At 65.5% G+C, this 13,644-nt stretch carries 12 protein-coding genes and 1 pseudogene; 4 read left to right on the top strand and 9 right to left on the bottom strand.

The genetic code is table 11. From position 1 onward, the window contains the following. Nucleotides 1-4: 4 nt before the first annotated feature. Both OG555_RS37460 and OG555_RS37455 read right to left on the bottom strand, forming a co-directional pair. Nucleotides 5-1,282 (bottom strand): acetyl-CoA C-acetyltransferase, encoded by a 1,278-nt coding sequence (locus OG555_RS37460; protein WP_329477949.1) that lies wholly within the window; start codon nt 1,280-1,282, stop codon nt 5-7. After that, nucleotides 1,279-2,025, bottom strand: coding sequence for a TetR/AcrR family transcriptional regulator (locus OG555_RS37455; RefSeq protein ID WP_329477947.1), 747 nt, complete (start codon nt 2,023-2,025; stop codon nt 1,279-1,281). The genes OG555_RS37460 and OG555_RS37455 overlap by 4 nt, the downstream gene beginning before the upstream one ends. 101 nt (nt 2,026-2,126) lie before the next feature. Between OG555_RS37455 and OG555_RS37450 the strand changes: the two genes are divergently transcribed. Next, complete coding sequence (locus tag OG555_RS37450; protein ID WP_329477944.1) at nt 2,127-3,443, top strand: acyl-CoA dehydrogenase family protein; 1,317 nt, start codon at nt 2,127-2,129, stop codon at nt 3,441-3,443. A 12-nt stretch (nt 3,444-3,455) separates the two neighbouring features. On the opposite strand, the gene OG555_RS37445 is transcribed toward OG555_RS37450, so the two are convergent. Beyond that, nucleotides 3,456-4,274, bottom strand: coding sequence for a tyrosine-type recombinase/integrase (locus tag OG555_RS37445; RefSeq protein WP_329477942.1), 819 nt, complete (start codon nt 4,272-4,274; stop codon nt 3,456-3,458). Continuing rightward, the gene (locus OG555_RS37440) at nt 4,271-4,606 is read right to left on the bottom strand and encodes a phage integrase central domain-containing protein (RefSeq protein WP_329477940.1); all 336 of its coding nucleotides are present in this window, start codon (nt 4,604-4,606) and stop codon (nt 4,271-4,273) included. Before OG555_RS37440 ends, OG555_RS37445 begins: the two co-directional genes overlap by 4 nt. A gap of 1,103 nt (nt 4,607-5,709) precedes the next feature. Here OG555_RS37440 and OG555_RS43050 point away from each other — a divergent pair. Continuing rightward, nucleotides 5,710-6,300: a DUF4236 domain-containing protein gene (locus tag OG555_RS43050; RefSeq protein WP_442914464.1), complete on the top strand. Its 591-nt coding sequence runs from the start codon at nt 5,710-5,712 to the stop codon at nt 6,298-6,300. A 6-nt stretch (nt 6,301-6,306) separates the two neighbouring features. On the opposite strand, the gene OG555_RS37435 is transcribed toward OG555_RS43050, so the two are convergent. Then, the gene (locus tag OG555_RS37435) at nt 6,307-7,380 is read right to left on the bottom strand and encodes an acetylxylan esterase (protein ID WP_329477938.1); all 1,074 of its coding nucleotides are present in this window, start codon (nt 7,378-7,380) and stop codon (nt 6,307-6,309) included. A 484-nt stretch (nt 7,381-7,864) separates the two neighbouring features. Here OG555_RS37435 and OG555_RS37430 point away from each other — a divergent pair, with 484 nt between their 5' ends. Beyond that, the gene (locus tag OG555_RS37430; protein ID WP_329477936.1) at nt 7,865-8,878 is read left to right on the top strand and encodes a DNA topoisomerase IB; all 1,014 of its coding nucleotides are present in this window, start codon (nt 7,865-7,867) and stop codon (nt 8,876-8,878) included. A 412-nt stretch (nt 8,879-9,290) separates the two neighbouring features. On the opposite strand, the gene OG555_RS37425 is transcribed toward OG555_RS37430, so the two are convergent. The 3 genes from OG555_RS37425 to OG555_RS37415 form a co-directional block, all read right to left on the bottom strand. Further along, on the bottom strand, nt 9,291-10,289 hold the full coding sequence (locus OG555_RS37425) for a glutathione synthase (RefSeq protein ID WP_329477934.1): 999 nt from the start codon (nt 10,287-10,289) through the stop codon (nt 9,291-9,293). Continuing rightward, nucleotides 10,286-11,467: a flavohemoglobin expression-modulating QEGLA motif protein gene (locus OG555_RS37420; RefSeq protein WP_329477932.1), complete on the bottom strand. Its 1,182-nt coding sequence runs from the start codon at nt 11,465-11,467 to the stop codon at nt 10,286-10,288. The genes OG555_RS37425 and OG555_RS37420 overlap by 4 nt, the downstream gene beginning before the upstream one ends. Before the next feature lie 819 nt (nt 11,468-12,286). After that, a complete protein-coding gene (locus tag OG555_RS37415; RefSeq protein ID WP_329477930.1) occupies nt 12,287-12,664 on the bottom strand; it encodes a VOC family protein in 378 nt (125 codons plus the stop codon). A gap of 139 nt (nt 12,665-12,803) precedes the next feature. On the opposite strand from OG555_RS37415, the gene OG555_RS37410 reads away from it, so the two are divergent. Then, nucleotides 12,804-13,091 carry a hypothetical protein gene (locus OG555_RS37410; protein ID WP_329477928.1) on the top strand — a complete coding sequence of 96 codons (288 nt, stop codon included), beginning with the start codon at nt 12,804-12,806 and terminating at the stop codon, nt 13,089-13,091. Between the two features lie 262 nt (nt 13,092-13,353). On the opposite strand, the pseudogene OG555_RS37405 reads toward OG555_RS37410, so the two are convergent. Beyond that, nucleotides 13,354-13,612 (bottom strand): annotated as a pseudogene (locus OG555_RS37405) (ANTAR domain-containing protein); the annotation flags it as partial. Nucleotides 13,613-13,644 lie beyond the last annotated feature (32 nt).

The following is a 13,644-nucleotide window of genomic DNA, read 5'->3' as shown; positions in this document are numbered from 1 at the left end:
GCTCCTACTTCTCGAGGATGGCGACGACACCCTGGCCGCCCGCGGCGCAGATCGAGATCAGGCCCCGGCCGCCGCCGTTCTCGTCCAGTTGCTTGGCCAGCGCGGCCACGATCCGCCCGCCGGTCGCCGCGAACGGGTGGCCCGCGGCCAGCGAGCTGCCGTTCACGTTCAGCTTGTCCCGGTCGATCTCACCGAGCGGCGCGTCCAGGCCGAGCCGTTCCTTGCAGAAGATCGGATCCTCCCATGCCTTCAAGGTGGCGAGCACCTGGGATGCGAACGCCTCGTGGATCTCGTAGTAGTCGAAGTCCTGGAGGCTCAGTCCGGCCCTGGCCAGCATGCGTGGCACGGCGTACGCCGGAGCCATCAGCAACCCCTCGGCACCCTTCACGTAGTCGACCGCCGCGGTCTGCGAGTGGGTCAGGTAGGCGAGGGGCTTGAGGCTGTGTTTCGTGGCCCACTCGTCGGTCGCCAGCAGTACGGTCGACGCGCCGTCTGTGAGCGGGGTCGAGTTGCCGGCCGTCATCGTCGCGGTCTCGCCCTTGCCGTACACGGTCTTGAGCGTGGCGAGCTTCTCCAGTGACGTGTCGGGGCGGAGGTTCTGGTCCTTCTCGAGGCCTAGGTACGGCGTGATCAGGTCCTGCTGGAAGCCGCGGTCGTAGCTCTTGGCCAGGTTCATGTGGGAGCGGTACGCGAGCTCGTCCTGCGCCGCCCGCGTGATGCCCCACTCGAGCGCGGTCAGGGCCGCGTGATCGCCCATCGACTTCCCGGTCCGCGGCTCGACGTTGCGTGGGACCTCCGGTACGACGTCCTTCGGGCGGACGCGCGCGAGGACCCGGAGGCGATCCGGGTAGGTCTTGGCCCGGTTGAGGTCGAGCAGGATGCCGCGGAGGCGGTCGTTGACCGCGATCGGCGCGTCGGACGCGGTGTCGACACCACCCGCGATGCCGGCCTCGATCTGCCCGAGGGCGATCTTGTTGGCGACCAGGATGGCCGCCTCCAGACCGGTGCCGCAGGCCTGCTGGATGTCGTACGCCGGGGTCGTCGGGGCGAGCTTGGAGCCGAGGACCACCTCGCGGACCATGTTCCAGTCGCGGGCGTGCTTCAGCACCGCGCCGGCGACCACTTCACCGAGCTCCTGGCCGCCGAGGCCAGTCCGGTCGACCAGACCGTTGAGCGCGGCGGTGAGCATGTCGGAGTTGGAGGCGTGCCGGTAGGTCTTGTCCTGCCGGGCGAACGGAATCCTGTTCCCGGCGACAACGGCCACCTTGCGCGGTTCGGTCACGATGTCTCTCCTGCTCTGGTGGTTCTGCTTCTCGGAGCCCGGCTGCTGTGGTTGAGAGCTTTCCGGCCTACTGCGGTCGCGAGGGTGGCGGTGATCGCGGTCGCCCGGACGGTGGCGATATCGGCATGATGCACGACCGGATGCCCCGGCTGGCCGCTCGACACGATCAACCCGACCCTTGCCATGTGCAACGATCCGAGCGTCTGCGTGTACAGGTGGTTGGCCAGGTAGTCGGTGTCTACGTCGTCGAACACACCTGACCGCTGCCCGGCCTTGAGGATCGCCGCGATCCGCGCCAGCGCCGTGGCCATCGCCGTACCGAGCTTCATCATCACCGGCTCGGTGATCTCGCCGAACAGTTCCTCACCGGTCCGGCGGAGCAGGCTCATCGCGCAGTCCGCGAACGCCGGATACTCCAGGCAGAAGTCGACGAAGACCTCGCTCAGTGCTTTCAGCCGGTTGAGCGGTGCCTTGCGCGGGTTGTCTGTTGTGGACAGGCGGTCGTCCAGCTCGGCCAGGTAGTCGACCAGGGTGAGCGCGAACAGCTCCTCCTTGCCGGCGAAGTGCCGGTAGATCAGCGCCTTGTTGATGCCGACCCGCTTGGCGATATCGTCGATCTGTGCGTCGATGGTGCCGCGCTCGTCGAACAGCTCCCGGGTCGCCCGGATGATGTCCCGCTCCCGGTCGCGACGACGCTCCGCCGTGGTCCGGCGGCGTCCGATCGCGAGCAGCGCGGAGCTCATGGATCGATCTTAGCCACACCGGTACCCCCTGGTGCAAACGACGGTTACACTCGTGGGTAACATCTGGCTGCTGAGTCTTCCCCTGCTTCGGAGGATGTTTGATGACCACCCCCAAGGCGACTGTCGCCGCCGACGTGATGGCGCTCGCCGGTGAACTGGGCGCCGAGCGGTCCAAGCCGGGCTGGAGCACGTTCTCGCTCGCTCTGAACGACGAACAGCGCGAGATCCGCGACTGGGCCCACACCTTCGCCGCCGAGGTGATCCGCCCCGCCGCCGCCGAGTGGGACGAGCGCGAGGAGACACCGTGGCCGGTGATCCAGGAGGCCGCGAAGATCGGCCTGTACGGCTTGGACGCGAACGTGAACCTGTTCGTGGATCCGTCCGGGCTGCTGATGCCGCTGGTCCACGAGGAACTGTTCTGGGGTGACGCCGGCATCGGGATGTCGCTCAAGGGCACCGGTCTGGCGTCGTCGGCGATCTTCTCCAACGGTACGCCGGAGCAGTGGAGCCAGTGGATGCCTCGGTGCTACGGCACGCCGGATGACGTGCGTGTTGCGGCCTTCTGCTCGTCGGAGCCCGGGGCGGGTTCGGATGTGTCCGCGATCCGTACGCGGGCGACGTACGACTCTCGGACGGATGAGTGGGTGATCAACGGGCAGAAGGCGTGGGCGACGAACGGCGGGATCGCGGACATCCACGTGGTCGTCGCGACGGTCGATCCGTCTCTTGGGACCAAGGGGCAGGCGGCTTTCGTCGTACCCAAGTCCGAAGTGCGAGGGCTGGAGCAGGGCACGAAGCTGCGCAAGCACGGCCTGCGGGCGTCGCACACCGCGGACGTCTTCTTCGACAACGTCCGCATCCCGGCCTCCAATGTGCTGGGTGGCAAAGAGAAGCTGGACGAGCGCCTCGCTCGCGCCCGCTCCACTGAGGGCCGGCAGGGACGCAACGCCTCGATGGCCACCTTCGAGATGACCCGCCACATCGTCGGCGCCCAGGCGATCGGCATCGCGCGGGCTGCTTATGAAGTGGCGTTGGACTACGCCAAGAGCCGCGAACAGTTCGGCCGCCCGATCATCGACAACCAGGGCATCGCCTTCAAGCTCGCCGACATGGCCATGGAAATCGACGCCGCCCGCTTGCTGGTGTGGCGCGCCGCCAACATGTCCGCCGGCCTGATGCGCGGCGAAACCCCCGACTACAGCCACGGCGAAGGCTCGATGGCAAAGCTCAAGGCCGGCGAGGTCGCCGTACGCGTCACCGAGGAAGCCATCCAAATCCTCGGCGGCAACGGGTACACCCGCGAATACCCCGTAGAACGCATGCACCGAGACGCCAAGATCTACACCATCTTCGAAGGCACCTCCGAAATCCAACGCCTCGTCATCGCCCGAGCCATCTCCGGCATGCGCATCCGCTGACGTTTCCGCAGGTCAGACGCCGATTCCAGGGTCTTCGAGGTGCGGGCCGCCGTCCGGCTCCCAGGACTGAGCAGGGGAGTGGTCGGCGGCCTGTTCCGTGACTGTTCCGTGAGAAGTGGAGAAGAGGCGACCCAGGCGTGTGTCCACGGCCTTCCGTGCCCGCTCGTGCGAGGACGGGAGCATGTGGGTGTACAGGCGGAGGGTGAAGCCCGGGTCCCCGTGGCCCAGATACTCGGCGAGTTCTTTGATGTTGACGCCGTCAGCCAGGGTGATGCTCGCGTAGTAGTGCCGCAGCGCGTGCATGCCGTTCTCCCGGCTCGAGACGTAGTGCCGTCTGTGTCGCGCGTCCTTCGTCGGCGTAGCGATGACGCGAGCTTCGGCGAGCGCCGGCTTCCAGACCAGTTCGTCGTACGTCCGGGCCCGGATGTGCTTGTCGTCCGTCCACCGGAACCGCAGACGCACCGTCAGGGGCTTCCCGTCGGGCTTCTCCCACGGCAGCGTGTACGGCCGCGGCATGGCGGCCGCGATGTGCTCTTTCAGGGTCAGTGCCGCGCCTTCAGACAGCGGCACCGTTCGCTCCGTGTCATTCTTCGGCAGCGCGAACACAAACTCTCTCCCTAGCTTCTTCACCTGCCGCCGCACGTGGATGACCATCTCGTCGAAATCGATGTCTCCTTCCGCAAGTCCGAAGAGCTCGCCCTGGCGCAACCCAGATGCCGCGCCGACGAACGCGATCGGACGATACTGCGGTGGATGACCCTGCACGATCCCGAACACGGTCTCATCGCTCCAAGCGACGACTCTCCCGGCCTTCTCAACCGGGACTTTCACAACCCGTGCTTGGCTGGATTCCGCTTGATCGCCTCGTCGTCGACGGCGAGTTCCAACGTCCCGTGCAGGACAAGGAATGCAGTCCGCGCCGTCGACGATCCGAATCGCGCATCCAGGTCCGCGATCCAGCCGGCAATCTCCGACGGCTTGATACTCCTCAACTGCCGCCGGCCGAAGACCGGCGCAACGTGCAGCCGCAGTGAGGACTCGTACCTGATTGCGCTCGCCGGGTCCACCACCCGCGACTTCAGCCACCGTTCGGCAATCACCTCGAACCGCACCTTTCCTGCGCTGGGATCGATGTAGTCGCCACGCGCACGGTCCGTCTCCATGGCGGCCCCATGCCGCTCGGCAGCCACCTTGGTACTGAATACCTTTGTCCGCTCGTTCCCCTCCGGATCCAGCCACCCAGCCATCCACCGCTTCCCGCGCCCCCACCTCTTGCTCCGCTCGCGCCTGACCGTGCCATCTGCCTGCTTCATCGGATGGGTCCACAGATCCTTCACATAAGCCATCGCCCTCGCGCCTTCCAGCCGACCGTCGAATCGTTGGGTTCAACGTCTGAGCGGTTGCGAAGGCCTGCTGGCCAGCCATGAAGCTGGACGGCCACGCGAATGCCTGAGCTGACGCGGCTGAAGGCAAGTACGCATGGAGACGCGCCCTGATCCACGCATCCTGGTGCCGGAGAATGCTCCGGCCGAGGGCCTGGGGCACTGGCTCCGGATATTGGCACTAGTCGCCAGTGCGGCTGTCGCTGACACATGACCACGCCGTGCGGGCCGTCGACGGGGAGGTTGTTCGTCGGCCGACCTTGTGAATCCGGTGCGTGTCCGAGGAGGACACTCACCTTAACCAGGCGGCTGCAGTTCAACGTCTGAGACAGGGAGCTGCCAACTCGAACCCCGAATCAGCTGATTTCCAGCTGAAGTTGATCGTTGTGTGTCAGGGTTGCGCGAAAGCCCTTGTTTGTAATGGACTTCACGGATTGGTGGAGCGCATTGGTTGTCATCGCTCACCATCCTCGCGCGCCGATAAGGTGCGCAAAGAGGTGTGCTGTACGTGTCTCTCTCCGTGCGGCGTGTTCGTCTGCCGCACATGGTATAGCTGACGGATCCTGACTGAGCCGGGACCCTGACGAAGACACAACCGGGCGCTTTCGAAGCCGCGCTCGTTGATCGCTGAGACGTAACGGCGGGTGTTCGCTGGACGATACGGGATTCGTCTGGGCCGTCCGTTTGGTGGCTGAGTGTCGTGCTTGGTCTGAGGACTGCCGGGTCGGCGCGGCGGCTCGGTTTGGCGCTGACTGTTTCGTGCGGTGTGTGTGATTGGCCCGCGGTTGGCTGCGCTTATCCCGTGTCGGGGAGCCTGCCTGGGACAGCCGGCGCAGAGACCACGGGCTTTGGACCGGAGGGCGGCTGTTGAGGAGGTCACTGAGATGGGCTTCTCGGTGAAGCTGGCGCCTGGTGTGCGGGTTCGAGCTTCGAGTCGGGGTGTTCGTACGAGTCTGGGTCCACGCGTCGCCCGGGTACATGTCGGAGCCGGCCGGACCGGTTTCTCGACCGGCGTCGGGCCGGTTGGCTTCTACACCAGCGCCGGACGCGGACGATCTCGCTCGGCGAGTACGGCGGCAGCGAACCGGCAGTTGGTGGCGGCCGTTCGTCAGCAGGTCGTTGCCGACAAAGCCGCGGAAGCCAAGGCGCTTGCGGATGCGCTCGTTGCGATCACCGAGATCCATCGTGCAGAGTTTCCGCCAGCTGCGCGGCCGATCGCACCCGAGGCACCCCGAGTGGACACCGCCGAGATCATCAGACGCCATCGCAAGTCGGCGAAGCAAGCGACCAGCCTGTTTGCCCGGCGCTCCCGCAAGAGCGCGCTCACGCAGTCCGCGGTCGACGCTCAGGAGGAGATGGCGGCCGGCGAAGCTCGGGCCATATGCGGGGGTCGGCTAGGGCCGTTGTTGTATCAGTCGGTTAGGTGTGTCGAGCTCGCTGTAGTTCAAGCTGTTGTCGGACCGATGCGAGGTTGAGAGGGTTCATCGCCGGACGGTTGAGTTCTGGCTGGGGGCTGTTGTTGCCTCAGCCGACGCCGTTGGTCTGATTTGACCGACCCGACCGAATGCGTCCGCGAACCAGTCGAGTTGAGCGTCTTGCTGGTAGGCCTGGCCGCCCTCGTGCTCGTTGTGGCTGTAGATATTGATGTTTTTGGCGACCCCGGCGTTTGCCTCGGTGCCATAGGCGTTGTAGGCGGCGAAGACGGTCGAGGGCGGGCAGTTTGGGTCCATCAGAGCGACCGAGAACAGTGCTGGTGCCGTGGCCAGGCGGCCCAGGTTGACGCCGTCGAAGTAGCTCAGGGTCCGGTAGACGGTGTCGACGTGGTCTCGGAAACCTCTCAGGTACTGGGTGATCTCGGCGTACGGGTCCTCATCGGTGATCTGCACAGCCCGCTGGAAGTGGCACAGGAACGGTACGTCGGGTGCGCAGCCGAGCAACTCGATTCCGGTCAGTCCGGCCAGGCCGGCAGCCGCGATGGCGATGCCACCACCCTGGCTGCCGCCCGTGACCATGATCTTGTCCGGATCTACGAGCGGAGACGTCCGCACCGCGTCCAGCGCGCGGACGGCGTCGACAAAGACTCGGCGGTAGTAGTAGGTCTCAGGGTCGGTGATGCCCGCGGTCATGAACCCTGGGCTGTGGTTGAGACCGGCGTACGCACTGTTGTCCGGGGTCGCATCGGGCCCGCCGCTGTCGTAGCCCTGGCCACGGTTGTCCATCTGGAAGAGGGCGTAGCCGGCTTGGGCCCACAGGGTGCTGGTGTGCGGGAAACCGCGGCCTCCGGAGTAGCCGAAGTACTGCACCACGGTCGGCAACGGGCCGATTGCGCCGGCCGGGACGTGCAGCCAGCCCTTGATCGGCGCACCGCCGAAACCAGCGAACGTGACGTCGTACGTGTCGATCACAGCGAGCTTGTTGTCGACCGCCGTGAATGTGGCGGACAGGTCGTGAGTGCGCGCCTTCTCGATCGAGCGGCACCAGAAATCGACGAAGTCGGGGGGTGCGGCCACCTCGGGCCGGTACTCGCGGAGCTCGTCGAGGGAAAGGTCGAACATCGCCATGAGCAACCAATCTGAGCCAGGCGCATGGGCTAACGCCCTGGCGTAAGAGGAAAGTAGGAGCGTTCGAATCCGGTGGGCGCGGCGTCGACCGGGCGGGTAGTCGAACAACTCGAGTTCGGGGCCTAGTGCAACCTTACCGACGAGCACATCGATCTGCCCCCAGAATCCGTCTGCTCAAAGGAGAATGGATCAGCGCCAGAGCAAACTTCGAGCGATTGTCCAACGGCGATAAGCCCTCCGAGACGTATGCCACCTGCCGGACGGGACGTGAGCCGCGATGTACCACGTGAACGACGGCCGGATCGTCGAGGTCTGGGGCGGCGACCTGGACCACGCCCACCTGGACAGGTAGTCCCAATGCTCCCGGCGGCCGCGTGGTCAGGACGAACGGGAGGCCGCACGATGAAGCTGGGGTTCAGGCTGATAGCCGGGACGGCCCGAGTTGTGACGATCGCATCGCGGCGGGTACTGGAGCGGTATGCGACTGCGCCGGAGTCATCCTGACCAGCCGGGGTACTCCCGTCGGCGTCGGGGCAGCGGTTTCAGCTATCTGGACAAGGATGGCAAGACGATCAAGGATCCCGATGTCGTCGAGCGGGTCCGGACGCTGGCCATCCCGCCGGCCTGGACGGAGGTGTGGGTCTGCCCCTATCCCAACGGGCACATCCAGGCGATCGGCACCGACCAGGCAGGGCGGAAACAATACCTCTACCACGACGACTGGCGTTCGGCTCAGGATGCCGATAAGCACGATCGGGTCCGTCAACTCGCTCGCAAACTGCCGGCCTTCCGCGAGGCGGTCGATGCGGATCTGTGTGCCAGCGGGCTCGGTCGACGCCGGATCCTGGCCGTCGCGTTGCGGATGCTCGACTACGGTGTCTTCCGGACGGGCAACACAGAGTACGCCGAGGAGTACGGCAGCCGCGGCGCAGCCACCCTGCTCCGCGACGACGTCCGAGTCAGCAACAGCAAGGTTGCCTTCGACTTCGTCGCCAAAGGAGGTCAGCAGCGCTCGCTCGAGCTCGACGACGACCGGCTCGCGGCCGCGGTGCGGTCTCTGAAACGCGGCCGTCACAAGAACCGGAGGCTCCTCGTCTATCGCGACAAGTTCGGCTATCACGAGATCGACGCAGGGATGATCAACGAACGCTTCCAGGAACTGGTCGGCGAGGACTACACGGTCAAAGATCTGCGTACGTGGACCGCCACCGTCCATGCGGCCGTGGATCTGGCGGAGCAAGACCCGCCCCGGACCAAGAAGGCCCTCGACGCCGCCGTCAAGGACATGCTGGAGGAGGTCTCCGACCATCTCGGCAACACTCCGGTGGTCGCGCGGGCGTCGTACGTCGACCCTCGTGTGGTCACGCAGTACGAACACGGGCACAGCATCGCGGACACCGTCGACCGTGTCGGCGCTGATCTGGATGACGAGCAGGCCCGCAATGCACTCGAACGCTCGGTGAACCGCCTCCTGGACCAGGACAGTCGCTGAGCGATCGACGCCATGGGTTCAACCCCAGGCCCGCTCTGGTGACGCGGTCTCGAGTGGTATGTCGTCGGCTGGGATGACGCCGAGTCGAGTTGTCTGGCGCCGCAGGACGGCATCGAGCAACCAGTCGGTGGCGGTGCGGACGCGGTTCCGTGGCGATATCGCTGTGGGATACCGGTCCCGAAGCTTGCCGCGTCGATCGAGACGCCCATCCGGACGTCGAGCCCGCGCTGGCGCAGCACCTGTCCGCCGTGCGGGAGAGGCGTTCATCGAGCGCCGGCAGGGCTCGGTCGGCGACGCCGAGGATGAGCCATCGGATGCGTTGATCGCGGAGCCGCGGTTGGCGCTTCCTCAGCAGGTCGGTGTAGAGGACACCATGGGCGGCGACCTCATTTCGGCACAACAGCGCGGTGGCTCAGGGCTTCGAGCGGGTGCGGCGCTCGAGGGCTTCGATGATGGTTGGGCAGACGTCGATGTCGTAGAGCCTTTCGACGCTCTGCATCCCGCCTGGGCTTTCTGCGTTGATCTCCACCACCTTGTCGCCGATCACATCGATGCCGACGAAGTACATGCCGTCGGCCACGAGTTTCTCACTCATCGCTTCGATGATGCCGCGTTCCGCGCCACCGATCTCGAGCGGGGTCGAGCGTCCGCCCTTGCTGATGTTGGCCCGTTGGTCGCCACCCGTGGGCACCCTCCGGAAGGCGGCCGGCTTCCCGTCGCGCTCGAGGAGCTGTCCCTCGAGCAGGAAGATCCGGGCATCGCCGTCCTCGCCGCCGTCGACGAACTCCTGGACGATCGCGTAGCCGTCCTGTAGTACCGCCTCGGTCATCTGCGCGAGGTTCGCTTCGCCCGCGTCCTCGATCATGAACACGTTCCGGCCTTTGGATCCGTACACAGGCTTGACAACGCAGTGGCCGACATCGCCGGCGAACCGCTCGATCGCCTTCGGGTCGCGCGTCACCAGCGATCGGGGCCGGATCTTCTCGGGGAACTCCTCCAGGTAGAGCTTGCTCGTGGCGCGGGTGAGTGACGTCGGGTCGTTCACGACCGTTACGCCTCGGGCCTTCAGCATCTGGCCGAAAACCACGCCCAGTGGACTTGCCCACGGCCGCTCCTGCAGATCGTCGATCGATTCGTTGCGGAGGAACAGGGCATCGAGGTCGTCCATGACGATCCGCTCGGCATCGCGCTCCTTGATGCGTTCCATGAAGGCCTCGAGCGTGTCGTGTCTCTCGAACTCTGCTGCATGAGCCCGGGCGACCAGTTGCCCGTCGCTTTCCCCGAGGTCGACGTCTCCGACGCCGACGTACCAAACCTCATGCCCGCTCTGGGCGGCGGCCCTCGCCAGCCGCGTAGTCGTGTACTCGTCGACCTCGGTAGCGACGTCGTTGACGAAGAAGGCAAGCCTCATACCGATACATCTCCTTCGTAGAGGTCCGTGACCGACGCGCCCGCGCGCAGTCTGTCTAGGCGCTCCTGAGCGCCGGGCACGTCCAGCCAGCGTGGACGTACCCATGGTGCGTTGAGCACCTTGCGGTCGAGCAGGTCCTGGATCAACGGGATCTGGTCCACTGCGAGCTTGCCGACGAAGAGGGCATCGAGGCTGCTGCCTTCGGCGAGGGCCTCGAGGATGCGCGTGATCCCACGGAGGTAGATCGCGTCCTTCACAGAACCGCCCCCGACGACAACGCGGACGGCGATGGACCAGGCGGTCCTCGTCGGTATCCGATGTTCTGCCCGTAACGATTCGAAGATCTCCAGGAATCCGGCGCCGTCGAGCATCTGGCCGATGGCAACGACCCTCGCCGCGAGCACGCGCAGACGCCGCGGGTCCAATCCGCCGGTCAGGTACTCGGCGAGCACGGCCAGGCCCTCTTGGGTCTCGTCGTAGCCAGGCAGTCCGATCGTCAGCAGCGTCAGGGGTTGCCTGGCGCCGTTCTGGTAGGTGACGACATGGGTGCCGACTTCGTGATGCAGCAGGGGCTCGACGCGGTCGGCCCTGATGGCGGCGGCTTCGGGGATGAGCAGCCGACCGAACGACACCATCAGTTCGGAGATGTCGTCGCGCACCTCGATGGGCGCCGGGAAGTCCGGATACACGGCACGGTATCGATCGAACTCGGCTTGAGCCGCCTCCGCGAACGCGCCGGCCGTGACGCTCCGGGTGCTGGGAGCTTGGGCTGGGATGGTCTCGAGCAGCTTCTCCGCGGCGGACGCGAGAGGTTGGGCGATCCCTCCGTACAGTTGCAGCGACCCGTACACGAACCGTGACGTGTCGCGATCCTCCAAGACGGTGATCTGTCGCGCTATCTCGTCTCGCTTCGCCCGGAAGAGTGTGTGCAGCGCCGGGTCGGTGACGTTCTCGATCTCGAGGTTGTAGAGGTCACGTCGTGCCTTGTCCGGCTCGAATTCCAGCGGTCGGAGCCGGAGAGTGGGCGCCGTCCCGAAGTCAGACCGTTCGAAGTCCGCCCATGCCTCTGTTGCATTGACCGGCGTGATGTTCAGCAGCAGGTCCAAGCCGCGCTCGATCTCGGTCAGGCTGGCATCGATATCGAGAGCAGGCGCAAGCTGATGAGTCGGAGAGGTCATCTCACAGAGGTACCCACCCACCACGACAACCTAAGCGTAGTTGAGATGGAGTCCCTGACCCGATAGAGACAGCAGCCTTGGAACAAGACATTCTGCGGCGGCGTCGTCACCTAGTGCGTTCGTGGAGCCGAAGGCCCTCGTGTCGTCGGTGGTTGTCGGCTGATCGGGCAAATCGGTCAGGGGCGCTGGCCGGGCGACTGAACGTCGACGTACCCGCGCACCACGCTGGACGAAGCCGGCATGGGCCGGTCACCTACCGAGCGAACCGGGCCGATCAGAAGCAGCAACCGTTACAGTCCTCGCGGACCCAAGAGATGGCGGAGCAGATCGATACCTGCACGAACAGGCGGGAACGGAGTGAGCAACGCGTCGATCACTGCCGGGCCGACGCGTTCCCAGTGGGAGTTCAGGTCCAGCCAAGCCTGTCGTCGCCTGCGGCCTGCACGTCCAGGGGAGTCGCGGTGTCGGCAGGATGAGGGTGGACGAGAGCCCAACCGCCACTGCGTAGTGGGTTGCCGACAGGCGCCGGCGCGTTGCACCACTCCAAGCCGTACTCGCCAAGATTCAGATTCTTGATCGTGGGGCGACACGGCCGTCAGCGGGCAGAACGAGCTGAAAGTGTCGTGCACAAACGAGGCGTCAACGTCCGTCGCGCTACGAACCGCGCCGGCGATCTCGTCGGTGGCCTCCAGCGGTACGACGTCCCATCCGGCCTCGACCAGCAAATTCGCGCCAACCAGCCCGGTTCGGCCCGGTACCAACAACAACGGCGTCACTCACGAGCTGCAGCTTTCATATTCATGTCTTGAGGTACCCCACTCAGTAGCCTGGCAGGAAGAGGCACAAGAGGTGTCCGTGGAGGTCGCGTATGACCCGTACGCCGTCGGGTTGTGGCTGGTGTTGCTCCATGGTCGCGCCGAGGTTCACGGCACGCTCCACTTCGCGGTCGAGATCGTGGACCTCGACGTCGAGATGGGCCTGCATCTGCTGCGCATCGGGGCGTTGCGGCCAGACTGGCGGGATGTGGTCGGATTCCAGTTGGAAGCTCAGTCCGGGGCGTTCGTGGTCAGGGTGGCGCAACCGAACCCACCCCGGCTCTCGGCTGGTTTCGATCCAGCCCAGGAGCTCGCGGTAGAAGTCGGCCAGCGCCGGCGGATCGGGTGTTCCGAGAACGGTCGCGGCAAGACTCGCGGTCATCAAGATTTCCTCAACTGGCGTCCGGCTTCGCTGTAGCTACGCGTCCACTGCCGGTACCCCGCATCACGTGACCTGACTCGGGCGAGATGTCGATGGGTACCTGGGGCGTGTAAGTGACTGATCGGGAGGGGTGCAGGCGATGGCAGAGGCGATGTCCACCGGGGGTGACGAGCGTCCGGACCGGCCTTACCCGAGTGGCGACATGAGCTTCGAGCGCGGGGACGAGGTAGCCGCGGTGACGGACCTCGGCGGTTTCTGGCAGGGCAAGATCCCAGCGGGCACACCGGGTGTGGTCGACGAGATCGACGAAACGGATCCCTCGACGCCGATCTTGACCGTCACCTTCACCATCGAGCAGGACGACCTGCTCACCCCTCACCAAACGACTGTGACAGGCCTGACCATCACCGAGCTCAGCAAGCAGTGAGCTGACCAGCACGCAGTAGCCGAGAAGGACGGCAGTTGCATCGGCTGGACTCGGTCCAAAGTGGCTCGAATCGAACTGGGGCGCAAGCTGCTTCATGCAGGCGCACGCTGGCGAACCCGTTCAAGGACGGACCCCTTGAGAAGTTGCACGGTCCCTGGTGCTGTCGTCTCAACACCCGGAACCTGGGACGGCTCCGACCTCGAGATCGCGCCGTCCTTGGAGGCCATGTGCCCGCAGTGCAGGCAGAATACTCAGTTCTAGCGGGTAGCTTTCGAGTGTCGATCAGCTCTTGGGCGACGTCGCGGAGCTTGCGGTTGTTCTTGGGAGTAGCGCCTGAGGACTTCGAAGGCGCGATCGCTGTCCAGGTCGTAGCGCTCCATCAGGATGCCCATCGCCTGGCCGATGAGTTTTCTGGCGTCGACAGCCTGTGCCATGGACGCGCCGCTCCTGGCGGCCGCGATCGCGACTGCGGCGTGCCTGGCAAGGATGTGCGCGACGGCGATGTCATCGGCATCGAGCGCAAACCGACCGAAGCCTTCGGCCGACGACTGAT

Origin of the sequence: Kribbella sp. NBC_01484, from assembly GCF_036227145.1 — a bacterium.
Taxonomy (GTDB): domain Bacteria; phylum Actinomycetota; class Actinomycetes; order Propionibacteriales; family Kribbellaceae; genus Kribbella.
The sequence above is the reverse complement of the archived record's forward strand: the minus strand, read 5'-3'. Positions and strand labels throughout refer to the sequence as shown.

Coding starts and splice junctions, on each gene's coding strand:
- OG555_RS37455 (WP_329477947.1), bottom strand. CDS start 2,025: ATGAGCTCCGCGCTGCTCGCGATCGGACGCCGCCGGACCACGGCGGAG.
- OG555_RS37450 (WP_329477944.1), top strand. CDS start 2,127: ATGACCACCCCCAAGGCGACTGTCGCCGCCGACGTGATGGCGCTCGCC.
- OG555_RS37440 (WP_329477940.1), bottom strand. CDS start 4,606: ATGGAGACGGACCGTGCGCGTGGCGACTACATCGATCCCAGCGCAGGA.
- OG555_RS43050 (WP_442914464.1), top strand. CDS start 5,710: ATGGGCTTCTCGGTGAAGCTGGCGCCTGGTGTGCGGGTTCGAGCTTCG.
- OG555_RS37435 (WP_329477938.1), bottom strand. CDS start 7,380: ATGTTCGACCTTTCCCTCGACGAGCTCCGCGAGTACCGGCCCGAGGTG.
- OG555_RS37430 (WP_329477936.1), top strand. CDS start 7,865: ATGCGACTGCGCCGGAGTCATCCTGACCAGCCGGGGTACTCCCGTCGG.
- OG555_RS37425 (WP_329477934.1), bottom strand. CDS start 10,289: ATGAGGCTTGCCTTCTTCGTCAACGACGTCGCTACCGAGGTCGACGAG.
- OG555_RS37420 (WP_329477932.1), bottom strand. CDS start 11,467: ATGACCTCTCCGACTCATCAGCTTGCGCCTGCTCTCGATATCGATGCC.
- OG555_RS37415 (WP_329477930.1), bottom strand. CDS start 12,664: ATGACCGCGAGTCTTGCCGCGACCGTTCTCGGAACACCCGATCCGCCG.
- OG555_RS37410 (WP_329477928.1), top strand. CDS start 12,804: ATGGCAGAGGCGATGTCCACCGGGGGTGACGAGCGTCCGGACCGGCCT.